Annotated in this window: 24 protein-coding genes; 6 read left to right on the forward strand and 18 right to left on the reverse strand. The window is 44.9% G+C overall.

The window, feature by feature from the left end:
* The first annotated feature begins 109 nt into the window (after positions 1–109).
* Positions 110–1,084, forward strand: coding sequence for a M23 family metallopeptidase (locus NQX30_00110; protein ID MDM5146794.1), 975 nt, complete (start codon positions 110–112; stop codon positions 1,082–1,084).
* 9 nt (positions 1,085–1,093) lie between these two features.
* Positions 1,094–3,838, forward strand: coding sequence for a preprotein translocase subunit SecA (secA, locus tag NQX30_00115; protein MDM5146795.1), 2,745 nt, complete (start codon positions 1,094–1,096; stop codon positions 3,836–3,838).
* 87 nt (positions 3,839–3,925) lie between these two features.
* Here the strand turns inward: secA and serC are convergent, their stop codons facing one another.
* A complete protein-coding gene (gene serC / locus NQX30_00120) occupies positions 3,926–4,999 on the reverse strand; it encodes a 3-phosphoserine/phosphohydroxythreonine transaminase (protein ID MDM5146796.1) in 1,074 nt (357 codons plus the stop codon).
* A 300-nt stretch (positions 5,000–5,299) separates the two neighbouring features.
* Between serC and NQX30_00125 the strand changes: the two genes are divergently transcribed.
* From NQX30_00125 to NQX30_00140, 4 genes are read left to right on the forward strand one after another with little or no spacing between them, the layout of a single operon-like run.
* On the forward strand, positions 5,300–6,370 hold the full coding sequence (locus NQX30_00125) for a spermidine/putrescine ABC transporter substrate-binding protein (protein MDM5146797.1): 1,071 nt from the start codon (positions 5,300–5,302) through the stop codon (positions 6,368–6,370).
* Positions 6,371–6,401: 31 nt separating this feature from the next.
* Positions 6,402–7,325 (forward strand): ABC transporter permease, encoded by a 924-nt coding sequence (locus NQX30_00130; protein ID MDM5146798.1) that lies wholly within the window; start codon positions 6,402–6,404, stop codon positions 7,323–7,325.
* Positions 7,322–8,137, forward strand: coding sequence for an ABC transporter permease (locus NQX30_00135; GenBank protein ID MDM5146799.1), 816 nt, complete (start codon positions 7,322–7,324; stop codon positions 8,135–8,137). Before NQX30_00130 ends, NQX30_00135 begins: the two co-directional genes overlap by 4 nt.
* Positions 8,134–9,192 carry an ABC transporter ATP-binding protein gene (locus NQX30_00140; protein MDM5146800.1) on the forward strand — a complete coding sequence of 353 codons (1,059 nt, stop codon included), beginning with the start codon at positions 8,134–8,136 and terminating at the stop codon, positions 9,190–9,192. The genes NQX30_00135 and NQX30_00140 overlap by 4 nt, the downstream gene beginning before the upstream one ends.
* Positions 9,193–9,323: 131 nt before the next feature.
* On the opposite strand, the gene nagZ is transcribed toward NQX30_00140, so the two are convergent.
* From nagZ to NQX30_00225, 17 genes are all read right to left on the reverse strand, one after another.
* A complete protein-coding gene (nagZ, locus tag NQX30_00145) occupies positions 9,324–10,325 on the reverse strand; it encodes a beta-N-acetylhexosaminidase (protein MDM5146801.1) in 1,002 nt (333 codons plus the stop codon).
* A complete protein-coding gene (acpS, locus tag NQX30_00150) occupies positions 10,322–10,714 on the reverse strand; it encodes a holo-ACP synthase (protein ID MDM5146802.1) in 393 nt (130 codons plus the stop codon). Before acpS ends, nagZ begins: the two co-directional genes overlap by 4 nt.
* Positions 10,714–11,409, reverse strand: a complete 696-nt coding sequence (locus tag NQX30_00155) for a pyridoxine 5'-phosphate synthase (GenBank protein ID MDM5146803.1) — start codon at positions 11,407–11,409, stop codon at positions 10,714–10,716. Before NQX30_00155 ends, acpS begins: the two co-directional genes overlap by 1 nt.
* Positions 11,406–12,296 carry a GTPase Era gene (gene era, locus NQX30_00160; protein MDM5146804.1) on the reverse strand — a complete coding sequence of 297 codons (891 nt, stop codon included), beginning with the start codon at positions 12,294–12,296 and terminating at the stop codon, positions 11,406–11,408. The genes NQX30_00155 and era overlap by 4 nt, the downstream gene beginning before the upstream one ends.
* Positions 12,293–12,970: a ribonuclease III gene (gene rnc / locus NQX30_00165; protein MDM5146805.1), complete on the reverse strand. Its 678-nt coding sequence runs from the start codon at positions 12,968–12,970 to the stop codon at positions 12,293–12,295. The genes era and rnc overlap by 4 nt, the downstream gene beginning before the upstream one ends.
* Positions 12,960–13,820 (reverse strand): signal peptidase I, encoded by an 861-nt coding sequence (gene lepB / locus NQX30_00170; protein ID MDM5146806.1) that lies wholly within the window; start codon positions 13,818–13,820, stop codon positions 12,960–12,962. The genes rnc and lepB overlap by 11 nt, the downstream gene beginning before the upstream one ends.
* A 35-nt stretch (positions 13,821–13,855) precedes the next feature.
* Entirely contained in the window at positions 13,856–15,649 is a 1,794-nt protein-coding gene (gene lepA, locus NQX30_00175) for a translation elongation factor 4 (GenBank protein ID MDM5146807.1), read from the reverse strand.
* Between the two features lie 95 nt (positions 15,650–15,744).
* Entirely contained in the window at positions 15,745–16,125 is a 381-nt protein-coding gene (locus NQX30_00180) for a ClpXP protease specificity-enhancing factor SspB (GenBank protein MDM5146808.1), read from the reverse strand.
* A 4-nt stretch (positions 16,126–16,129) separates the two neighbouring features.
* The gene (locus tag NQX30_00185) at positions 16,130–16,741 is read right to left on the reverse strand and encodes a glutathione S-transferase N-terminal domain-containing protein (GenBank protein MDM5146809.1); all 612 of its coding nucleotides are present in this window, start codon (positions 16,739–16,741) and stop codon (positions 16,130–16,132) included.
* A gap of 1 nt (position 16,742) precedes the next feature.
* Positions 16,743–17,453: a cytochrome c1 gene (locus tag NQX30_00190; GenBank protein ID MDM5146810.1), complete on the reverse strand. Its 711-nt coding sequence runs from the start codon at positions 17,451–17,453 to the stop codon at positions 16,743–16,745.
* A gap of 10 nt (positions 17,454–17,463) precedes the next feature.
* Complete coding sequence (locus tag NQX30_00195; GenBank protein MDM5146811.1) at positions 17,464–18,678, reverse strand: cytochrome bc complex cytochrome b subunit; 1,215 nt, start codon at positions 18,676–18,678, stop codon at positions 17,464–17,466.
* 27 nt (positions 18,679–18,705) lie between these two features.
* Positions 18,706–19,296, reverse strand: a complete 591-nt coding sequence (gene petA / locus NQX30_00200) for a ubiquinol-cytochrome c reductase iron-sulfur subunit (protein ID MDM5146812.1) — start codon at positions 19,294–19,296, stop codon at positions 18,706–18,708.
* Positions 19,297–19,314: 18 nt separating this feature from the next.
* A complete protein-coding gene (locus NQX30_00205; protein ID MDM5146813.1) occupies positions 19,315–19,887 on the reverse strand; it encodes a hypothetical protein in 573 nt (190 codons plus the stop codon).
* Between the two features lie 26 nt (positions 19,888–19,913).
* The gene (locus tag NQX30_00210; protein MDM5146814.1) at positions 19,914–20,579 is read right to left on the reverse strand and encodes a hypothetical protein; all 666 of its coding nucleotides are present in this window, start codon (positions 20,577–20,579) and stop codon (positions 19,914–19,916) included.
* Positions 20,580–20,597: 18 nt separating this feature from the next.
* Entirely contained in the window at positions 20,598–22,223 is a 1,626-nt protein-coding gene (locus tag NQX30_00215; GenBank protein ID MDM5146815.1) for a hypothetical protein, read from the reverse strand.
* 21 nt (positions 22,224–22,244) lie between these two features.
* On the reverse strand, positions 22,245–23,465 hold the full coding sequence (locus NQX30_00220; protein MDM5146816.1) for a type II secretion system F family protein: 1,221 nt from the start codon (positions 23,463–23,465) through the stop codon (positions 22,245–22,247).
* Positions 23,465–25,243 carry an ATPase, T2SS/T4P/T4SS family gene (locus tag NQX30_00225; protein MDM5146817.1) on the reverse strand — a complete coding sequence of 593 codons (1,779 nt, stop codon included), beginning with the start codon at positions 25,241–25,243 and terminating at the stop codon, positions 23,465–23,467. Before NQX30_00225 ends, NQX30_00220 begins: the two co-directional genes overlap by 1 nt.
* Positions 25,244–25,252 lie beyond the last annotated feature (9 nt).

Here is a 25,252-nt window from a genome sequence, read left to right on the forward strand (position 1 = left end):
TTTTGGACAAGCCTGCAAACGCCAATTTAAATATTTAAATTTATAATTTAATATTTTCTCTTATTTGTTGAGAACATTTTATATTTTCAACTTTTGTCTTCGGAACGTCATGAATATTATTTTTTCCTCTTCTTATTCTACTAATTCGCCGCCGCTGGTGTTGGAAGTTACTCGTCGGCGTTTTTTTATCGTGCTTGTCATTGCCGCTTTAACCTTGAGTGCCGTCGTATATATGGCAGCCCAGCAACTCGCTGCTCACTGGCTACAAACACGTTCCCCTATTGCTCTGGCTATCGCCAAGGAGCAAGAGCGAGAGGCAGACATCGCTCGCCAGCGTATGTGGGAGGAAAACATTGACGTGTTACAAGAACAAATCGCTGACGTGCAAGCAGGTATCATCGCTGTGCAAAATCGTGGCAAAATTATCGCCTCAAGAATCGGCTTGCCTGAGGAGAAATTTTTTTCCGGTACTTCACTGGATAATAGCTGCGAAACTCTTCCTTCCGTTACTCAAGTGCCGGAAAGTATTGATGAAACTGCCGCTTTGGGCGCCGACAAAATGAGCGCACTCCAAAGGTCATTACAAGGTATCACTCGCCGCTACGACATATTAGCTGTGCGCGGCACGCAACAACGGGTAGCATTTGATACCGTCCCCATGCAACAACCACTAGAAAAGAAACACCGCCAGACTTCGGGTTTTGGATACAGAAAAGATCCTTTCACCGGTCGCCGCGCCTTTCATTCCGGCTACGATTATTCGGCGCGGCGCGGTACGCCGGTGCTGGCTGCGGCCACCGGCTTCGTCACCTACAGCGGTCGGTTAGGTAATTATGGTAAAGCTATTCGTATTTTCCACGGCGACAATATCTCCACGTTGTACGGGCATTTACATGCTACGGGTGTGGAGATTGGGCAATATGTGCTCCGCGGCGAACCCATCGGCGAAGTGGGTAGCACTGGACGCTCCACCGGCTCGCACTTGCATTATGAATTACGTATTAATAACAAACCACGCCCTATCGCCCGCGTAATTAAAGAATTACTCGCTGCTCGCAACATTCATGATGATTGGGACGCTTAACATTTTTATATGAAAAATATTCTCTCCCGCGTATTTGGCTCCCGTAAAAATCGGCAATTGGCGACCTATCGCTCACGACTCGCGGCGGTAAACACCAAAACCGCCAGCCTTTCTTCTTTGGATGATGCACAATTACGCGCTGCCTATCAAAATATGCGACAACGTGGCGACAACGGCGAAACGTTGTCATCATTATTACCCGAAGTGTTTGCCGTAGTACGCGAAGCGGCATCACGGTCGGTCGGCATGCGCCACTTTGACGCTCAGCTCATCGGCGGCATGGCACTGTTTGAAGGCAACATCGCCGAAATGAAAACTGGTGAGGGAAAAACGTTAGCGGCAACATTACCGGTGTGTCTCGAAGCCATTGCTGGTAAGGGCGTACATGTGGTGACGGTTAACAATTATCTCGCCCGCCGCGATGCCGAGTGGATGGGTGCGCTGTATCGTTTTTTGGGCTTGTCGGTAGGCATTAACGTCCCCGAAGCATCTATGGAAGAAAAAGCTGCCGCTTATCGTTGCGATATCGTGTACGGCACTAATAATGAGTTCGGCTTTGACTATCTGCGCGACAACATGCGCTACGACCCAAATACAAGGCTGCAACAGGCTTTGCATTATGCAATTGTGGATGAGGTGGACTCCATTCTCATTGACGAAGCGCGCACTCCACTAATTATTTCTGGCGAAGCCGGCGATAACATCACCGTGTACAAAAGCGCCAATCACGTAGCGGCACAGTTTATCCGCTGTGAAAATTCGGATGCTCCTGGTGATTTTATAGTAGACGAAAAAGCTCGTGATATTCACCTGACCGAAGATGGTTTCACTCGTGCCGAAAGTCTTTTTGGCGAAACTGATTTGCTCAAAAGTGGTTCACTTTACGACCCGAGCAATCTGTCACTGATGCACCATCTTAACGCCGCTCTCAAAGCACGACATTTGTATGTACGCGACCGCGATTATGTAGTGCAAGAAGGACAAGTGATTATTGTGGATGAATTCACTGGACGACTAATGCCTGGACGGCGTTGGGGCGATAACCAGCACCAGGCAATAGAAGCCAAAGAAGGACTTGCTATACAAAAAGAAAACCAAACGTTAGCGTCTATTTCTTTTCAAAATTACTTTCGTTTATACAAAAAATTAGCCGGTATGACTGGTACGGCATTAACTGAAGCGGAAGAATTTCGCTTTATTTATGGTTTGGAAGTAGTGGAAATCCCCACCCACAAAAAAATGATTCGCCACGATGAGCTAGACCGTGTTTATCGCACTACAGCAGGCAAATATCGCTCTGTCCTAACTGATATTCGCGCTTGTGCCGAACGCGGACAGCCGGTGTTGGTAGGCACCACCGCTATTGAAGATTCGGAAAAACTGTCGCAGCTATTGCATCAAGAAAAACTCCCACACGAAGTGCTCAACGCCAAACAGCATGAGCGGGAAGCACATATTGTGGCACAAGCTGGGCGAGCCGGCGCCATTACCATTGCCACTAACATGGCTGGCCGTGGTACTGATATTGTGCTCGGTGGCAATATTGAAGAAGAACGGCTGGCACTGGAACACGACGAGTCGCTATCGGATGATGAACGAAAAGAAAAAACTGTCAAGCTACAAACGGCATGGAAGGAACAGCACGAGCAGGTGTTGAAAGCCGGTGGGCTTAAAATTATCGGAACCGAGCGCCACGAATCACGACGCATTGACAACCAGTTACGTGGGCGCGCTGGACGACAGGGAGACCCCGGCGCTAGCACATTTTATTTGTCATTTGAAGATTCGCTACTGCGCATATTTGCTACCAAACGTGTCTCTTCCCTCATGGAAAAACTTAATTTGGATGAAGACGAGGCGATCGAAGCACGTATGGTTAGTCGCACCATTGAAAATGCTCAGCACAAAGTAGAGTCTCATAATTTTGACATTCGTAAACAGTTGCTGGAATATGATGATATTGCCAACGAGCAACGGCGGATGATATACGAACAACGTGAACACATACTCACCGCCACCGATATGGTACCCATTGCCGCCGATTTGCGTACCGAGAACTTACGACAAGTGATTGACGTTCACCTGCCGCCAGAAACGCCGGAAGAGGAATGGCGTGCTACGGATTTAGAAAAACTGCTGGCAGGCGATTATCGTTTACAGTTGCCGATAGCAAAATGGCTGAGCAATGATGAAGACAAACCTCGCGAACATTTTGTTGAGCTCATCATAAATGAAGCCGAAGCTTTGTATGCACAAAAAATTGCGCACACCGATGTTGATTCATTCAACGGCTTTTTACGCTCTTTGACACTAAATATTATTGATGAACACTGGCGGGCGCACTTGTCGGCGCTAGACGGGTTGCGGCTGTCCATCGGCCTGCGCGGCATGGCACAAAAAAATCCCAAACAGGAATACAAACGTGAGGCCTTTGAGATGTTTGAACATCTGCTAACTGGCGTGCAAAGCATGGCGGCACGGGTAATGTACGCGCTAACAGTGCGTGATAAGCCATTTGAAAGCACTGATGACACGCCACCGCCGGCAACGCCACGCAATTTACAATATCGCCACGATGACACACCCGCCGTGACAACAGAAACATCTCCGCCACCGCCCGCAATACCGGAAACAGAAGAAGAAACAAAAGCACAAATAACCACCTTTCGCCGCATGGAACCCAAAGCACGTCGCAACGACCCTTGCACATGTGGTTCGGGGAAAAAATACAAGCAATGTTGCGGGAAACTGTAAGCATACCAAAGCTTCTTCCCTAACTACCTGTTAATAATTGATTAATCCGTTATTAGCAGACAATAAATTTTATCAATTGCGCAAATTTTAACCGTGCTTGCGCTCAAATTCTCGCATGTACTCAACCAATTGTTGCGCGCCAGCGACTGACATAGAGTTGTACATACAGGCTCGGCAACCTCCTAACAAAGCATGACCTTTGAGACCAATCATGCCTTCTTTTTCGGCACCAGCGACAAAATCACCTGTCAGCACATCATCTGCCAGAAAAAACGGAATGCTAGTACGTGAACGGTTACCTATCTGCGCTGGTGCAGTATAAAAATTTCCAGCGTCAATACACGAATACAATAGTTTCGCTTTTTCCACACAACGTTTTTCCATTTCATCAATGCCACCTTCGTTTTTAACCCATTCCAATACTAAACTCACCATATAAATTTGAAATGTCGGCGGTGTGTTGAGCATGGATTCAGCAGGAATTTGATTTTTATAATCCCATATCATCGGCACGTCTGACCGTGCGCGAATCAATTCTTTGCGTACAATAACTACGGTAACGCCAGTAGGCCCCAGATTTTTTTGTGCGCCGGCATAAATCAGACCGTAGTCGCTCACGTTAATACGGCGCGAAGCAATATTGGAAGACATATCTGCCACCAACGGCACAAACGAATCCGGCCGTGTAGAAAATTCTACGCCGTGTACAGTTTCGTTGTCTGCATAATGCAAATACGCGGCGTTTTCGGGGACGTCCCACTCAGACGGCAAAATGGTGTGACCATTACCGGTATTGTCAGCAGCAATATGGGTGTGACAGTATTTTTTTCCTTCAACAGCACTACGCTGTGACCAGTGACCACTGATAATATAGGCGGTGGTATCATCTGAGCTAGCGGTAAGATTAAGCGGGATAGCTGCAGATTGACCGGTAGCGCCACCAGAGAGAAATAGCACAGCATAATCGTCGCTAATGTCCATAATTTCGCGTAGCAGCCTCACCGCGTTGTTATATACTTTCAAAAAATCTTTGCCACGATGGGATATCTCCATCACCGAAGTTTGAGTCTCGGCAAATTCTAAAAATTCCGCCTGCGCTCTTTGCATAACACTATCGGGAAGGCCGCAAGGACCTGGACTAAAATTATAAGCTCTGGTCATTTATTTCTCCTTAATTGTGCAGTGCAAAACACTTGCGTTACTTAAAAATGAATTGGCCACGACAATATATTTTTTATTATATTCCAATGTAAAGCGTTATTTGATAAATTTATTTTTGCTTTGCACAAAAACAGACCTCAACCACCTGACAACAGTAGAGGAACAAGAACCTCATAGAAAACGCCCTGAAAAAAATTATCTCTTTTCTCTTCACAGAAAATTTGAAAATATTCCTTGCAAAAGTGTCTTATAATTGTTATCACACGCCGTTTGCTAAGCGTGGCCGAAAGGAAAATTTTCATGACTAAGTACAATCGTTTTTCACGCCGCTCTTTTTTGGCAGGGTTGGGTACTATTGCTGGTTTTAGTCTATCCGGCGGGCGTGTCAACGCTGCCGAAGAAAAACAGCTCAACTTTTACAATTGGGATACTTATATCGGAGAAACCACGCTGGCTGATTTTAAAAGCGGTAGCGGTGTAGAAGTTAAAATGGATTTGTTTGGCGACAATGCTGAGTTATTTGCCAAGTTACGTGAGGGCAATCCCGGCTATGATGTCATTGTGCCCACCAACGACTTTGTAAATCGTATGTGGAAAGCCAACATGTTAGAACCACTAGACCATACCGCCATCCCTAATTTTAAAAACATAGCACCGTCTTTTCAAGACGCCGCCTTTGATCCCGGTCGCCAATATTCAATGCCCTACATGTGGGGCACCATGGGCATCGGCTACCGCGAGTCTAAAGTGCCATCTATTGACTCGTGGTCAGCAGTGTGGGGCGAACAATCTGATCAGTATGCCGGACGTATTGCTTGGATTAGTGAACCAGATTCCATGGTTGGCATGGCGCTAGTATCCTTAGGATATTCTTTTAATTCCGAAAATCCGGATGAAATACAAGCCGCCGTGGCACAACTGACCCGATACAAAAAGAACGTCAAAACCATCGCCGAAGACAACGGTCAAGATTTACTTGCCTCCGGTGAAGTAGATATCGCTGTGGAATGGAACGGCGACATCGCCCAGTTACGCAGTGAAGACCCTGATATTAAATATGTCATTCCACGCGAGGGTTCGTACTATTGGCAGGACTGCTTGTGCATCCCCAAAGACGCACCGCATCCGCAAAACGCCCACGCCTTCATCAATTTTCTTTTGGATGCCGAAGTCGGGCGCGATTTAGCCGAATACATTGAATATGCCACTCCCAACGAGGCAGCGCGCCTATTAACAAATGAATCTTATCGCAACAATCCTGCTATTTTTCCGCCCAACGACATCATTGGCAAGTTGGAACCGTCTTTGTACTTGAGTGAAGAACGTTCTGCGCTGATTGAACGGCTGTGGACGCAAATTTTGTCATCTTGACAGCACAGGCGGCCTAAGCGGCAACAAGACTATGCGCGACAGCTCCCGTCAGTCGCGCTATGTGGGCATGGTACTCGGCTTGCCCGCTTTTTTGTGGCTGGGAGCGTTTTTTGTATTTCCCTTGGCTTTTATTTTTGGTCTCAGTTTTTCCGAAAAAAACGGGCTCATTAATCACACTCTAACTTGGACCAGCGACAATTACCTGGTGGCGGTAGAACCTATCTACCTTACTATTTTTGCCAAATCACTGCTGATTGCCGCCGCTGCCACAGCAATTTGCCTACTCATCAGCTACCCAGTAGCTCTTGCCATTGCTTTTTCGCCTGCACGCTTCAGAATGCCGCTTTTGCTTGCCATCTCGCTACCATTTTGGATTAATACTTTAATTCGTACCTATGCCCTTATCGCAGTTTTTCGCACTCGCGGTTTTTTAAATTTCACCCTAGAATCGTTTTGGCAATTCGCAGATAGCTCCCTAGAGTGGCTCGGTGTCAGTGGTGGACTTGGTGATGCTTACACACCACTGGAGTTACTCTATACCAATGCCGCCGTTGTCGCCGGCATCGCTTATGTGTTTGTTCCTTTTATGATTCTACCGCTATATGCGGTGATGGAACGCTTTGATCGCTCATACTTGGAAGCCAGTCTTGATTTGGGGGCAGGACACTGGCGAACTTTTTGGTGGGTACTGTTGCCACTTACCATGCCCGGTATTATCAGCGGCGTTATCATCGTTTTTGTGCCAGCACTGGGAGCTTTTTTTATCGCCGACATGCTCGGCGGAACTGACAGTCAAATTATCGGCAACGTCATTGAACGGCAATTTTTGAGCGCTAACAATTGGCCATTTGGCGCAGCGCTATCCTTTTTGTTGATGTATATTACTTTTGCTGCTATTGCATTACGCGCTGTCTCCAGCCGCCGCGCGATTCGGCGCGGAGCTGTGATCGTATGAAAAAACGCCCAACATTGTTGAATTATTCTGAACGCCCTTGGATGCGGGTGTTCTTAGTGGTGTTTTTTCTTGTGCTTTATGCGCCCATCATCACGCTTATCATATTCAGCTTTAACGATTCCAAGCGCAATATCGTTTGGCGCGGTTTTACTTTTAAATATTATGAAAAAGCGTGGAACAATGAATCACTAGTAGAAGCGTTTGCTAATTCGCTAACAATTGCTGCAGCAAACATGTTGCTGGGGACCATATTAGGCGTAGCGGCAGCAATTGTTTTATGGCGATTTCGTTTTCCTGGTCAACCGGTTGCTGAAGGAGTGTTAGCGCTACCCATCGTCATTCCTGAAATTTGTATGGGTGTTGCCATGCTGGTGTTTTTTAATTTATGGTGGCCACACCATCTACCCTGGCCGTTCAATTTAGGCAACATCATCATCGCCCACGTGACGTTTACTTTTCCTTTTGTTGCGGTAATCGTGCGCGGTCGGTTGGCATCGGTCAACCGAGAGTTAGAACAGGCAGCTATGGATTTAGGGGCAAGCGAATGGCAGGCAATGCGCGATATTTTGCTACCGCAAATTCGTACGTCCATTATCGCTGGCGCACTCATCGCTTTTACGCTGTCACTAGATGACTTTGTTATTACTTATTTTACCGCTGGTCCTGACAGCATCACTTTGCCTGTCAAAATTAACTCTATGGTGCGTTTTTCGGTAACACCAGAGGTCAATGCTGCATCTACCGTCTTAATCGTTATTACCATTATCGCCACCATCTTAGCGATGCGCCTGCAAAACGGTAAGAAGCCGTGAGCAATACCGCACTCATAAGCATTCGCAACTTGATCAAGTGTTTTGGCCAAGATACTGCGGTAAATAACGTGTCGCTGGACATTGGTGATAAAGAATTTCTCGCTTTACTGGGGCCTTCCGGTTGTGGCAAGACAACTTTGTTACGGATGCTTGGCGGTTTTGAAAATCCTACTGCAGGAAGCATTTGCATAGATGGTGAAGACGTAACTGCACTGCCACCAAACAAACGACCAGTCAACATGGTGTTTCAATCGTACGCTGTCTTTCCACACATGACAGTGGCGGACAATATCGCTTACGGTTTACGAATGGAAGGCATAGCAGCGGCGGAAACAACAACACGGGTACGAGAAATGCTAGCGCAGGTTCGCATGGAAGAATATGCCAAGCGATACCCTGCACAATTATCAGGCGGACAACGACAACGTGTCGCCTTAGCGCGGGCATTGATTAAACGCCCACGGGTGTTGCTACTGGACGAACCGTTGTCAGCACTAGATGCCAAATTGCGAGAAGTCATGCAAACTGAGCTAGTAAAACTACAACACACGGTAGGCATTACCTTTGTCATGGTCACACATGACCAAGACGAAGCGTTGTCTATGGCTGAACGGGTAGCCGTAATGGAATCAGGAAGCATTCGTCAGTCGGATTCACCACGCAATTTATACGAATCACCTAACAATCGGTTTGTCGCCGATTTTGTTGGACGTATGAATATATTACCCGCGCACCACATATCCGACAATTTATTTATGGTAGAAGGATTGGGCAAGGTGCGCGCACAAAACGGTGGATCAGCCACCAGTTATGTCGCTATTCGTCCAGAAAAGTTATCATTGTCCGCCACAGCGTCAGCAAATGAAAGCACTATTTCTGTAGTGGAATTAGTATCTTATTATGGCGGTCTTACAGTACTAACTGTACGCACCAAAACGGGGGCACAACTTACCGTTGTATTGCCCAACAATCATCGCGACAGCCGTCCCCCCGATGCTAACGAGCAAATAACAATCAGTTGGTCAGCAGATGACATGATTGCGCTATCGGAATAAGTATTACTCTAACAATCAAAAAAAACGCCGACAATCAGTACCCAATCGTCTCTGTGCAACTAAATAAGACACTTCATTAAATTAACTGTGCCGCAAACGGCGCGAATAAGTCTCCCCATTAACAGAGAATGTTAATTAATCACACTGAGCACGTGCTTACGCGCTTTCCAATAAGCTACGCTGCCCACATCGACGCGCCCGTCAAAACGTGGTGCCAACGCCAACCATGGATTGTCGGTATTTTCTTTTGCCGGCAAGCCCGTGGACAGTGCTTCTTCTACCGCTGGTGGCTGACACACCAACAGCACATCAACGCCGACGTCAAGTGCAGCCTTCATGCGTGAAGTCATATCGCCGATTGCGGCGCCCGCCATGGTAAGGTCATCACTGACAATCAACCCTTTGTATGCTAATTGCCCACGTAAAATTTCTTTAACCCAAAATGTTGAAAATGTCGCTGCCGCCGAGTCGCATTGCGGATAGGCAATATGTGCGGTCATCATCGCCGGCATACCAGCCTGCGCACAGCGAGCGAATACCTGCAAATCAGCAGCAGCGATTTCAGCAAAAGTGCGCTCGTCCACCGCAAACGCACTGTGTGAATCGGCTTCTGCATAACCATGACCGGGAAAATGTTTTCCACAAGAAGCCATACCTGCCGCAGCCATACCATCACTAAATGATAATGCAAATTTTGCCGCACTTTCACTGTCAGCAGAAAAAGCACGATTACCAATGACCTGTGAGCGTCCATATGCCAAATCCAGCACCGGCGCAAAACTTAAATCTACCCCAGCGGCAAGTACCTCCGCTGCCATAACCATGCCCGCATCGTGTAGCACCGCCGGATTTTCGACCAAAATACCCATCGCCGGCAACGCCAAAAAATCGTCACCGCAAAACCGTCTCACTCGCCCACCTTCTTGATCAACAGCAATCAATATCGGTTTCCCTGCAGCACGACGAACAGATGCCGTAAGTTGCCGTAATTGTTCACTATCGGCAAAATTACGCGTAAATAAAATCACTCCACCGACAGCTGGATGTCGTAACCATTGCCTATCTTGCTCCGTCAGCACTAAATCACCAACTAGCGCAATCATTAATCGCTGGGAAATATCAGGTATCATCATGCTGGAATAACAATTTTATCAGCGATGACAACCGCCATTGCAAAACCACCATCATGAGTGATAGATAAGTGACATTTATTGATTTCTCTAGCAGCTAGATAATCAGCCAGCAATGGCTCAAAATGAAATTCTGGACTCCCCACCTCATTTCCCAAAATCGCTATTTGTCGCCAATTAACGGGCGTCCGCAATCCCGTTCCCAACGCTTTACTCAACGCTTCTTTAGCCGCGACCCGACCAGCCAAATACGTCAAACTAAGCTGACGAACAGCAAACTCTTCTCGCTCCGCCACCGTTAATATTTTCTGCGGCAATCGCCGCGGATAGCGTGCCAACAAACGTTGTAAACGAGTCATGTCTACCAAATCGTTGCCGACGCCGGCAATCATCACACAACAGCGATGGCTGTCACCATCTCCCGCACCGCCGCTTCTAATCCCACAAACAATGCCCGTGCAATCAGCGCATGACCAATATTGAGCTCCACCACTTCTGGCAAACAGGCAACAGCAGCAATGTTGTCCACATGCAACCCGTGACCAGCGTGAACGGCCAAGCCAGCGGCGGCAGCGGCACGGGCGGCAACCACCAGCGGACGACTGTCACCACTTTTAGCGTAAGCTCCGGTATGCAATTCCACCGCCGCTGCGCCAGCAACGGCAGCCGCTTCTATCTGTTCGGCGCTAGGTTCTACAAATAACGATACGGATATCTTTGCCGCCTGCAAGGGCGCACAAAAATTACGAATACGCGATAATTGCCCAGATACATCCAGCCCTCCTTCTGTAGTAAGCTCCTGCCGTCGTTCCGGCACCAAGCACACTTTTTTTGGTGCAACTGCAAGTGCAATATCTAGCATTTCATCCGTCGCCGCTATTTCCAAGTTGAGATGGGTACGCACGGCTTGCTGCAAAATAGGAATGTCTGCATCCACAATATGACGGCGGTCTTCGCGCAAATGCACAGTAATAAAATCGGCACCACCACTTTCGGCTAGCCTCGCCGCCTCAACGATATCGGGATACAGCGTTCCCCGTGCTTGCCGAATGGTTGCCACATGGTCAATGTTCACACCTAATTTCATATGAGCTCCGGCACACCGATACGCATTTTCCGCAATAATTGCTGGTCGGTTTGCCATGCAGGCGCAACTTTTACCCGCACAGTTAAATATACCTTGGCATTTAACACCCGCTCCATATCTTGACGAGCAGCAGCAGCAAGCTGTTTGAGCGTAACGCCGCCAGCGCCAATTACGATAGCTTTTTGCGAATCACGTTCCACAAAAATTTCTGCCATCACCACTTCCGCCCTGCCGCGTTTTCCTGTGCGATGAGCGATAACGCCAATGCAATACGGCAATTCATCACCCAGTGCGCGAAATACTTTTTCACGCAACAACTCCGCCAAAAAAAACGCTTCGTCTTCCACATCATTACGGTCAAATAACGCTGGCGACTCCGACAACAATAATGATACTTCTGTCACTAAAGCATCCATACCACGTCTGCGGCGCGCACACAACGGCACAATAGCGGCAAAATCACGGCGTTCTCTCAAAGCGTCCACGTACGGTAACAATAAGCCTTTATCAGTAGCCAAATCTACTTTATTGACCGCCGCCACTACTTTTGCTTCCGCCGGTAGTCGTTGCAAAAAAGCAGTATCCTCATCCGTCCAAATAGGTGCAGCACTCATAAAAATAACTACATCCGCCACACCCGCTGCCCATTCAGCACCGGCATTAAGACGCTTGTTTAACGTGCCGCCATGACGTGTTTGCCACCCAGGAGAGTCCAACACCGCCCACTGAGCATCATCGCGCCGACAAATTACCCGAACCACGCCGCGCGTCGTTTGCCGACGATGAGAAACTATGCTGGCTTTATCACCCGCCAACGCATTAACCAAAGTTGATTTACCCACATTGGGACGGCCAACTACGGCAACAAATCCCCTGTGCGAATTCATACCGTTAACGCTGCCAATAAACAGCCGGCCGCAGTTTTTTCTGCCTCGCGGCGATTACTAGCAACTGTTGTTACTGTTTTGCCATTCGGCAACCGGCATTTCACTACAAAAAAAGGATTGTGTGCCTTGCCGCCACGCGCCACCGTTTCATATTTCGGCACCGCTTGCTTGCGGTTTTGCAAATATTCCTGCAACCGCGTCTTAGCGTCTTTAAGTAAATTTGCATTTTTCGCCCGCATGTCACCCACCCGCGCTAACGGCTCGGCAAATAATTCTGCCGTTACCGCCATAGCCGTTTCGTAACCACCATCCAAATATACCGCTGCCATATAAGCTTCTAACACGCCAGCGAGGATAGAATATTGCCGCCGCCCATCAACTTTAGCCGGCGCGCCTAATATCAACCGTGCAGGCAACCCGATTTGCTGAGCCAATACCGCTAGTGCATCGCCATTCACCAATTGCGATCGCGCTTGCGACAACACACCTTCGCTCCAATCTGGATATCGCTCAAACAACAGCCTCCCAACTAACAAATCCAACAACGCATCTCCCAGCCACTCCAAACGCTCATTGTGGGCACCGCCAACACTAATATGCGTAAACGCTTGTTTTTCTAAAGCAGTATCGGCAAAACAGTGCGGTAAAACCCTGCTTGGAAGCTTATTCGCCACGGCCGCTCTCATCGCCACCTTCCTCTCTTTCTTCCTCTTCAGGAAACGGCGTAGCACGCAATAATAACGATTGTCCAACACGGCCACTATCTCTGAAGTTAAAAATAATCCGCACTGCCGGTCCAACAATATTATCTTCGGGCACAAACCCCCAATAACGACTGTCATTGCTGTGATCACGATTGTCGCCCAGCACAAAATATTCGCCTTCTGGTAAGTCACAACGAAGCAACCGCCCACCACTTCTCAATTCACAGTGTTCGCTATCAGGCGGATACGTCCCTACAACGTTGCGCACGCCGCCATCATTAAGCGCATCATGCCAGCCGGCATCAGGCATTTTTTCTACCAACCTCGCTGCATGACGTCGAAAACCAGCGCTGGTACCCGTGCTTTCGCCACTGTAAAAATAAGCTGCCGGCTCCGCTGGCTTTGACTCCAGCAACACACCGTTAATTTCTACTCCGTCATTGTGAATTTCTATACGATCACCTGGTACCGCGATAATACGTTTAATAAAATGCACATCGCTATCGGGATGACGAAAAACAATCACGTCACCACGCTGCGGCGGCGAACCCGCAGACAAACGAGTATTCAGCACTGGTAACCGAAAACCATATTGATTTCGGTCCACCAGCACATAATCACCAATAATAAGCGTTGGCTGCATAGAATTTGAGGGGATGGAAAACCAATTAAAAATTAGCCCACGAAATAAAAACACCGCGCCGAAAATAAAAAAAATATCACGCCAAAAAGCAATCGGCTTACGAAAATCTGGTGGGTCATCGCGGCGCGTTATAGCGTAATACGCATACAACAATCCCGACCCAGCACTCAAAATCATAAAAAAGAAATCCGTTGAGTACATGCTTCTTTCCCTTAATTTTCGTCGCTACGCAACGCAGCCATCAATGCATCCTGAGAAATTTCTACTCGCCCAAACTGTTTCATTCGCTTTTTCCCACTTTTTTGTTTTTCCAATAATTTGCGCTTGCGAGTCACATCGCCACCATAGCATTTTGCCGTCACATTTTTACGCATGGCTTTAACCGTTTCGCGAGCGATAATTTTTCCACCAATAGCCGCCTGCACTGCTACGTCAAACATCTGGCGAGAAATAGAGTTTGTGATTTTAAGCGCCAATGCTCGCCCTCGCGATTGCGCTTCTTCGGCAATGGCCATAGAAGACAATGCGTCCATGCGCTCGCCGTTAATGAGAATGTCCAGTCGCACAACTTTAGCTGGTCGAAAAACTTTGAATTCATAATCCATGGACGCATAGCCCTGAGTTGCTGACTTCAACCGATCAAAAAAGCCGCCTAAAATTTCAGCCAACGGCATTTCGTAAATCATTACCACTTGCAAACTAGCGTAATCCACCCGCCGCTGCACACCGCGGCACTTGGACGCTAGTGTCATCACTGCTCCCACATGCATACTTGTTGTCACAATAGTCATGTCGGCAATGGGTTCGCGTATTTCACGGATGCTTCCTGATTCAGGCAGCCGCCCAGGATGGTCCACCAGAATTTCTTCGCCCGCCACGGTCAATACTTGATACACAACTGTCGGCGATGCCAATACCAATTCCAAACCATATTCGCGCTCTAGTCGCTCCTGCGTTATTTCCATGTGCAGCATACCCAAAAAACCGCAACGCAAACCAAAACCAAAAGCTGGCGATTTTTCGGTTTCAAAAACCAATGCTGCATCATTGAGACGCAGTTTTTCCGCTGCTTCACGTAATAACGGATAGTCATTAGGTTGGGCTGGATACAAGCTAGAAAATACATGAGGCTTGCTTTCTTTAAAACCCTGTAACGGTTTGGCACAAGGACGCCGCACCGCTGTCAGCGTATCGCCAACGCGGGCGGCAGCAATATCCTTGAGACCGGTAATAACGCAACCCACCTCACCAACACTAAGTGATTCGCGCATTTCTAATTTTGGTGTGAATACTCCCAACGAATCGCAGTCACGTTCTTCACCCGTCACCATGAATCGCACTCGCTGGCGGCGACGCAAACAACCATGCTTGACTCGTACCAATATTACTACACCCAAATATTTGTCAAACCACGAATCAATGATCAACGCTTGTAATGGCGCCTTCGCATCACCAATAGGCGGCGGCACTCGTGACACAACGGCGGCCAGTAATTCATCCACACCAACGCCAGTTTTTGCACTCACTGCAATAGCTGCAGAGGCATCTACTCCCGCCATTTCTTCAATTTCACGACACACCCTATCAACGTCAGCTGCGGGTAAGTCAATTTTGTTAATAACCGGCACAATCTCTATCCCCAATGCCACGGCGATACTACTATTGGCGATAGTTTGCGCCTGCACTCCCTTAGCCGCATCCACCACCAGCAAAGCGCCCTCACAAGCAGACAAAGAACGCGACACTTCGTACGAAAAATCCACATGCCCCGGTGTATCAATCAGATTAAGCGTATATGCTGATTGCTCGGACTTGTAATTTAAAGTCGCTGTTTGCGATTTAATGGTAATGCCACGTTCGCGCTCCAACTCCATAGAGTCCAACACCTGTGACTTCATTTCGCGCTCACTAAGACCTCCACACCGCTGAATAAGGGCATCTGCCAACGTAGATTTACCGTGGTCAATGTGCGCGATAATGGAAAAATTGCGAATCGTAGTCAGCATTTAAATGAGATTTTACCCCGTGTTCATGGCAACGGTATCGGCTAAGCAACATATTCTCCGATTTTGATAATGACTAAAAACAGTCTTAAATTTAATCAAACAATTTTCAGTTTAGGTTTTTCGCCTTCATGTGCGCTTTGTTTTTTTTGCGACTGCCCACCTACGGGAGAAAAGGAAAGACCTGAACCGGTTTCTTTTGCAAAAATGCCAACGATTGCGCCCATCGGCACGTGAACATGAAAAGTAGCACCTTGAAAACGTGCGGTAAAAGAAACCACGTCATCCGCCATAACCATATCACGCACAGCTTCACCATCAATATTGAGTACCGTGTTTTTTTCCCCCACCGAACTTTTTGGTAAGGAAACGTCGTCACGACCATTCTCAACAATTAAATAAGGCGTGTGTTTTGTGTCTACGCACCATTCATAAACAGCACGCAAAAGATAAGGACGTATTGTCAAATCTTCGTGCATTAGCTTACTTGCGCATCGCTTTTTCAATGGTAGTCAACGAATCGTTAAAAGAAGGTCTAGCAAACACCCTCTCAGCATATTTGCTCAACGCCACCGCCTTAGGTGGTAGCGTAATACGATAATGCTCCAGCCGCCACAACAGTGGCGCCAACGCAGCGTCTAAAATAGTAAACTCTTTATCCACCAAATAATGGTTACCTTTTGAAAGATGATTAACCAATCCTAAAAGCCCTTCGCGGATTCGCTGTCTCGCAATATCCTGCTTTTGTTTTTTGGCTGTTTTGTTTTCTAACGTGTCAACATGACTAAAAATCTCACGGTCTATCAGATAAGACATCAATCGTACCTTGGCGCGCAATGTAATATCAACTGGCATCAATTGCGGATGAGGAAAACGATCGTCTAAATATTCGTTGATAATACCCGACTCGTGTAATTTCACGTCACGGTCAACCAAAACCGGAATTCGATTATATGGATTGTACAAAGCCAATTCTTCAGGCTTGTTGTTCAAATCTACCTCTCGCACATCAACTTCCATTTGTTTTTCACCCAAAACGATGCGACAACGATGAGAGTATGGGCAATAGCTCCCTGAATAAAAAATAATAGGCATATTAGTGGATATCCTTCCAGTACTCTCGATACAAAAAATAAACTATCAACAAAAACAGCAACAAAAATGCCATCACAAGGTAACCGGTTTTTATTCTTTGTGCGCGCGTCGGCTCACCTGCATACGCCAAAAAGCCGACCACGTCAGCAATCATGGCGTCATAGGCTACGACAGACATTTTTCCGGGGCGAATCTGCTTGACTGTGCCGTCAGAAGTGCGTTCGTAAATGCCTTGCAAGTGAGAAAGCACATGTGGCATGGCAGCATTCTCAAACACAGCGTTATTCCAACCGCTGGGACGGGAATAATCACGGTAAAAACCCCTTAAGTAAGCATAAAGCCAATCAACACCACGTAAACGAGCAACAAGACTCAAATCCGGAGGACTGGCCTGCCAAAACCATTCTTTACCTTCCTCTTTTGTCATTGCGCTTACCATCTCGTCAGCTAAGCCTGCTTCATTGTGAATAAGAAAATCTTCAATTTGCCCACCGCTAATTTTTAAATCTTCTGCCAAGCGACCGTAACGCATATATTTCACACTATGACAACCTTGACAATAATTGGCAAATGCGGCGGCACCGCGTTGCACGGATTCGATATCGTTATAATCAATAGGTGCTTGCGACAGAACAGTTTTGCCACCTGCTCCCCACGCTGGCAGCAACGGAAACAACAACAAAAAACAAATCAGAAAACGCGCAAATACCATACTTGTATTTTTATCGCACTCTAGTCGGAGGTGTTTGCACTTTATCCATTTTTGTGTAAAACGGCATCAAGATAATAAAGCCAAAATACATAACGGAAAATATTTGTGCGGAAAGTTGCCGTCCCGCACTCGGAGGCAATGCACCTAAAACTCCTAATCCAACGAAGCTCACCACAAAAACCAACAAAGCTGATTTATAAAGCCAGCCCCGATAACGAATGGAACGTACCAAACCGCCATCAAGCCATGGCAGGAAAAAAAACAAAACAATTGACAAACCCATCGCCAAAACTCCCCAAACTTGAGTACCTAAAAAAGGTGGCACTGCGCGCAAAATCGCATAGTAAGGCGTGAAATACCAAACTGGCGCAATATGCTCGGGCGTTTTCAAAGGATTTGCTGGCTCAAAATTAGGATATTCCAAGAAAAACCCTCCCATTTCTGGCGCAAAAAACACAACCGCCGCAAAGAGACAAAGAAAAACCACAGCACAAAAAGTATCCTTAACGGTGTAATAAGGGTGAAACGGTATTCCATCAAGTGGAAGTCCACTGTTGGAATCTTTTTGCTCTTTTATCTCCACACCATCGGGATTATTAGAGCCAACCTGATGAAGCGCAATAATGTGCAAAAAAACTAGAACAATGATAAAAAGCGGAATCGCCGCAACGTGGAGTGCAAAAAATCGATTTAACGTAACATCCGAAATAGCGTAATCACCGCGAATAGTCACGGAAAGCCACTCTCCTATTCCCGGAATCGTAGAAAAAAGGTTAACGATAACCTGCGCCCCCCAGAAGGAGGTCTGTCCCCAAGGCAACAAATACCCCATAAAAGCTTCGGCCATCAAAGCCAGAAAAATCAACATCCCTAAAATCCATATTAATTCTCGTGGCGCACGATATGAACCATATATGAGAGCACGAAACATGTGTAAATATACAACAATAAAGAAAAATGAGGCCCCAGTTGAATGAATGTATCGTATTAGCCATCCCCACTGAACATCCCGCATGATATATTCAACAGAGGCAAACGCCCGTTCAGCATCAGGCTTATAGTTCATGGTTAGAAATATGCCGCTAACAATTTGCACTACCAGCATCAAAATTGATAAGGCGCCAAATACGTACCATATATTAAAATTTTTGGGGGCATAATACTCGGTAAGGTGTTTCCGAACCGTCTCACGCCATGGAATACGCTTATCCAGCCAATCACCAATAGCAGTGGTGTTTTTCACGTTGACAAATTAAGCGATTGAAGCGTCCATGCCAATAACAATGTTACCGTCATTGTCATAATGGTGAGGTGGGATAAAAAGATTCTTGGGTGCCGGACTGCCCTTCACCACCCTTCCAGCAAAATCAAAAAAAGAACCATGGCAAGCGCATAAAAATCCCTTTTTCGCCTCTCCAGGTGAACATCCCAAATGAGTACATAAGCCAACTGCGACGAAATATTCGGGGTTAATTGAGCGAGTTTTGTTTTTACAATATTCTGGCTGTTGAGCATTTTCCGACGAAGGATCTAAAAGATTTTCTTCGTTTTTATTTTCTAAGCTTTCTATCATAAATTCATTACGCCGCAGTATCCATATTGGCTTTTGCCTCCATAGAACAACCTTCATAGTGCCTTCGTCAATATCCTTCAGCGACACAGTAACAGGAGCCCCAGCAGCCTGCGTCCGCCTACTAGGGCGAAGGCTCGAAAAAAAAGGAGCCAAAATTGACAGTCCTCCAACTCCTCCCACAACGGAGGATACATTTAGAAGAACACGACGTCCAGTATTAACTGTACTTTTTTTGCCGCCATCTAAATCTGGCGCACTCTTCTCTTTCATTAAGTCTTCTGAAGTTTTTTACTTTTTCTTAACAAGAATGACTGGGTAAGTCTCATCTACCCCACCATCACTGGAAAGCTTTTGTCCTACCTTAACAACAAACTTTGAATTATTGGCATGATCAATTCCCACAATCTCTCCAGTCCCAGATTTTAAAACAGAAACCTCAGAAATATTTTCTCTGCTAAAAAAATCATTCTGCTCTTGAGAAGTATAAGACTCTCCGTTTAACCACAATACTGCTTGTTTTTTATTATTATTGTAAATAAAAGCATTAACGCGTATATCTTCAGTTCGTCCTTGTTCGGGCGCTTCATTTACAGTTGAAAAAATTTCCTCCACTAATATCAGTGGGATAAATTCATCTAACTGCAGTGATTCTTCAGCAACCGCACCTTGACGAATAGCTTCCAATATGCGTCTTTGTTCAGCAGTAAAAAAAAGCGCTGGCATATTAGGAGCGCTGTCTATCTTAATTCCGGCGTTCACCCCTTGTTTCTCGTCAGAAACATTTTGAGCAAAACAGGAATAGTTAACAATTGCACAACCGAAAAAGATTATAAATCTAAAACTACTAGCGATATTGTTCATATTAATACTCCCATGTGTACGTGTTTTCATTGGGAAAGCGCAGCAGATTGGGAATCACTAGCACCACCCACGCTTATTTCTCTGTCCGGATCATTCACCCAATACCAAGCAACGGTACAATTAGCTTTCATATTTTCTCTTTCTTCCAACAAAAAATCGTTCTTTATCCTCTGCAGTGTACATTCAACAGGATATGATACATGCCCAATTTCCTCGGAAAGAGATTGTATAAACATAAATACGTCCAAATCATGCAACATTCCCATTTCTATAGTCATGGGCAAAACACTAACACCAATAGAACTATCTTTAGTATATATAGAATATTTTGATTCAAACTCCTGTTGATCCAAAAAAGCGTAGTTGACAGGAAAAAGTTTCCTCTCATCATTGATAGTTTTCATTTCTTTTACTAAATCAACTAAATTTATCTCTCCAATCACGTCACGATCTACTAAATTCCTGTATTGCTCAGCGAAGAGTCGCAAAATTTTTCTTTCTCCCTCAATACCCGACAAACGATCCTCATAAGATTTTACGCTTTTTACAAGTGTTGCTTCTTTCTTAGCTTGATCGTACATGTAATTGAGAGAATATCCACTCAAAATATTAGGCAAAATAACGGCAACAAAAGCCACTAAGCAAACTTTTATGAGAATTTTTTGTTCTCTCTCTTGAATTTTAATATCCATTATTTACACTCCAACGTATTATGTTTCTGAAACAAAATTCTCAAAAATACTTTTTTCATACTCTTTCCAAATAACTCTCAGAACAAACTTACGACTCCGAGGAGCGTCAACAATAGAATTATCATCCAAAGAGCCTTTTATATTTTTCGTGGACATTTCTCTACTGGGAATTTCTAAAACCTCAATAAGAATATCCTCTCTCTCTTCAAAAGACTTTACGAATTTTTCAGCACGGTCAGCAACGTCAATGTAATTTTCATTAGGCAAAGGAAGGAACGTTCCGCTTACTTCTATAATTTGGTACAAATCCTCACCACTAAACACAGCCAAACTGGAAGATTTTTTTTCTCCTCGCACGTTATTGGAAAGATACCAGTCAAATTTTTCAATGCGAACGTCATTATTTTTAGCCAATCCTTGAGAAAAAAAGTACATCATTTGGGTTGGCGAAATGTTAATATTGTCTAATGCTTTATATAAATTAGAAACCGCTCTCATGTTTGTAGGCGAAGAAAGAGGTTCCCCACCCACTCCGCTTACTTCAGCTTGATAATTTTGGCGTAACCTTGCTTCTTGACTTTGCAAACTAATTACTGCTCGTGAATGGTCAATATATCCTTTTTTCAGGTAAGAAAGAGGAAAGCTATAAGCATATATTCCATAAACTGCAAAAACAGCGATAATAACTTTAGCGGCAAATTGAGCTCTATAATATGTTACATAGTTAATTTTAGCGAGTTGCTCTATGTGCAATTCAGAAAACATGGCATGTAATGCCAAAGAACTGTCTTTCCCCAAATCGCCCACTGGATTTTTCAACCCTATATTTTGAGCTACTGTTGCCACATCGTGAAAATCAAACTTTATTTTTTCCCCACCAGAAACTATTTCACGCAACTGTCCTACCATATTACTAGGGGAAATTACTCGCACTGTAATGCCGCCTGCAATTGACATTTTAAGAGAATTCAAATATTGAAGAGTTCGATCTACTTCTTTCTTAATGAAAGTGCTAATCGAATCAGCACTTTCATCATTAACTTTTGAAACTCTGCTAAATCGCAAATGCCCGTTTGAATAATAAGTTTGGCGCAACAATCCTCTTTCATGTATTGTCATTACCAAATTATTTCCCTTCCCGACACCGCCCATAGTTTTAAGCAAGGAACCGGTCAAATGGGACACCATATGAACTCCAGCCAAGAAACGTCCACCGCGCGATACGGCTGCCATCCATGGAGAAACTTTATTTTCAGTCAATATGCCAGAAAAAAGAACCCAGTCTTCACGCCGCCCTCTTTCTTCACGCCCCTGAACTTGAGACATACTCAACTTACTACCACGAAACAAGTGCTGCATCCGACGAGAATGAAAGTCTGTCTTATATTTTCCGATCAAGTGGGCCGTTTTTTCAAATCTATAATCTTCGCCAATAATATTAACAAGCAAGTGAAAAGCTTTGCCGTTAAAAACCTTACCTTCTTTCTCAATAAAAGCATGGAATCGTGCAATTCCTGATTCATCGTTACTAAATAATGCCAGCCGCTTAATATCGCCTTTTTGCCATGACACTAAGGTCACATCATTATCGGTAATAAGCAACCCATATCTTTTTTGAAAATTAATAAAATTTGGGAGATTCATTTTATAACACCTTATTGTTCATTATCCACCAATACTACCGCTACCAACTAAATCATACAAAGGCCCATAAACCGCTATAATAACCCACGCCAAAAGACCGGCCAAAAGAAGCAACATCACAGGCTGAATCATCCCTTGGGCGGACTCAATAGCTTCGTTAGCATCTCGATCATAATAACTTTTAACTTGATACATAGCAGCGTCTACACCACCTGTTGTTTCACCCAGCTTAATCATTCTTATGACCAAAGGGGGGAAAAGACCAGATTCTCTAAAAGCCTGCGATATGGACTGACCGTTTGTTATACTTTCAATAATTTGATCAAGCCCTCTTGCTACAAATCTATTCCCCAATGCACCGCGAGAAATTTTTAAAGCATCTATAACACTTACTCCGGCACCGTACAATAAACCAAAAACATTTGAAAACCGAGACAATAATAATTTCTCAACCACAGGTCCCATACCCGGCACTCTAATCTTAACTTTATCCCAAAAATAATCAGTTCCTGGAATAGTTTTAACTAGGATTTTCAATGTCACATAAATTCCTATCGCTGTTAATATCAAAAACTTCCATTGATTTTGCAAAAAATCAGACGTGCTTATAAGGGCAATTGTGTAAACAGGCAGGTCTTGACCCAGAGATTTTAGAAGCCTAGTTAATTGTGGTACCACAAGAACCATTAACGCCCAAGTTGCAAGCAACAGCACAACAAACGCGAACAACGGATAACGAACAGCTTTTTTTGTTTTTTTGATTATTTCGTCTTGCCATTTAATATTATCACCAATATTTCTAAGCACTAAATCTAATTCGCCAGAAAATTCTCCTGCCTCAACCAAACTGACAAACACATCATCAAAAACTTTAGGATGCTGACGCATTGCCTGAGACAACGTCGCACCCTGCTCAACATCTTGGATAATAATACCAATGGTATTTCTCAATGAGGGATTAGAAACCGAATCTCGGACATCGGATAGCCCTTCAAGCAAAGGAACCCCACCAGCAACTAGCCGTTCAACATAAAAACAAAATTGCGACAATTCATCTTTGGTAACTCTTCTTTGAAAAAGCCCTCCACCAACAGATAAACTACCCCCTATTTCATCACTACTGATTAAAGAAAGGCCAAGTCGATTTACCCTTTTTTCTAAATCAGATAAATTCCTAGCCTCTAGCCTGCCTCTTACAACTTGGCCGGTCTGATTAACCGCGCTATATCGATAATTTACCATCAATCACTGCTTTCATTTTGCAGCATACCGTGCAAAAACGAAGTTAAATCAATCACTCGCCCAATTTCTTCCAAAGTGGTCAGCCCCTCAAATATTTTCCCCACACCACTTTCTGCCATAGAAACAAAAGCTTTTGTTTCTATTGCTACTTCCTTTATTTCCTTGGCTGTTTTTCTTTGCGTTACTGCTGCATCTAATGCTTCATTGAACTTAAGTATTTCCATAATTGCAATGCGTCCACGATACCCTTGGTATTCACAATTCGGGCAACCAACAGGTGAATATACTTTATATTGAGAAATATCATCAGTAAAATTATCTAATATTATTTTTTCTTTCTCTTCATAAGATTCTTTGATTTTTTTACAATGAGGACACAAACGACGAATTAACCTTTGCGCAATAACACCGCTGATATTAGTAGCCATAATGTCAGGCAGCACACCTAGATCTTGCAATCTCGGAATAACTGTTATCGCGTCATTAGTATGCAACGTGGTTAAAACCAAGTGCCCTGTCATAGCTGCTCTAAAAACTTGCTCTGCCGTTTCTTGCTCGCGCACCTCACCCACTAAAATAATGTCCGGATCTTGCCGTAATATAGAATTAATACCTACTCCCCAGTCCATTTTTCCACTTTCTCCAATGGGAGTCTGACGTATCATTGGAAGAGGATATTCTACAGGGTCTTCTAACGTCATGATATTGACCCTTTCTGTATTCAAATGCTGAATAATGGAATACAAAGTGGTTGTCTTTCCACTACCCGTAGGCCCGGTCACCATAATGACTCCATTAGGACGGGAAATAATTAATTCAAGTAATTTTTTTGCTTTATTAGGGAGCCCTAAATTATCAAGCTTCGTTACATTTCTCTGCTGATCAAGAATCCGCAAGACAAAATTTTCGCCGTGCGTAGTTGGTTGGCAAGCCACACGAAAATCAATAATACGCCCATACAAAGTAAAACTAATACGCCCATCTTGAGGAAGACGAGATTCCGCTATATTCATCTCAGAAATTACTTTTAATCGTACAGCCATACTATCCCAGTAACTTCTATGCAAACTTCTTATTTGCCGCAAAACACCATCTATCCTATATCTTACTCGAAGAAAGCTCTCTTCTGGCTCAAAATGAATATCTGAGGCTCCACGCTTTACCGCATCATTCAAAAAAGCGTTAACTAGCCGAACAATAGGATTTGATGACCCATCACCTTGATAATCACTTACCCCACTTCCATCGCTAAAATCACCTATTTCAATTTCTCTAAGTATCCCCTCAATGGTCAATTCTAATCCGTAATATTCATCAACCGCACGAGATATTTCTGACTCTTCGGCAACCATGAATTCAATTTCATAATCCCCCCCTAGAAAAGCACGTATTTGATCCGCTAAAACAAAGTCATTGGGATTTGCGACAGCCAAAACAATGGCGCTGTCTTCGGGGCGAAAAGCTATCGGAAAAACGTTATATTGCTTGGCAACATCCAACGGCAGTCTTGCCAACACTTCAGGATCAACTGTGATTTTTCTTAAATCAACAACACTAACACCACCACTCTCAGAAAGTATATCCCGAATAGTCGCTTCTGTTACAAAGCCTAATCGAACTAAAACCCTTCCAAGAGGCTCCTGAGATGATTGTTGTTCATAAAGAGCAATTCGCAACTGATCATCTGAAAGAGCCCTCTTTTCAAGAAGCCGTTCACCAAGAGGAACTGTGGCTTCTTCTTGATCGCCATCATTTAAATCATCTAAAAAATCAGCCATTGAATTTCC

The sequence above is a fragment of the Candidatus Persebacteraceae bacterium Df01 genome (assembly GCA_030386295.1).
Lineage (GTDB): Bacteria > Pseudomonadota > Gammaproteobacteria > Tethybacterales > Persebacteraceae > Doriopsillibacter > Doriopsillibacter californiensis.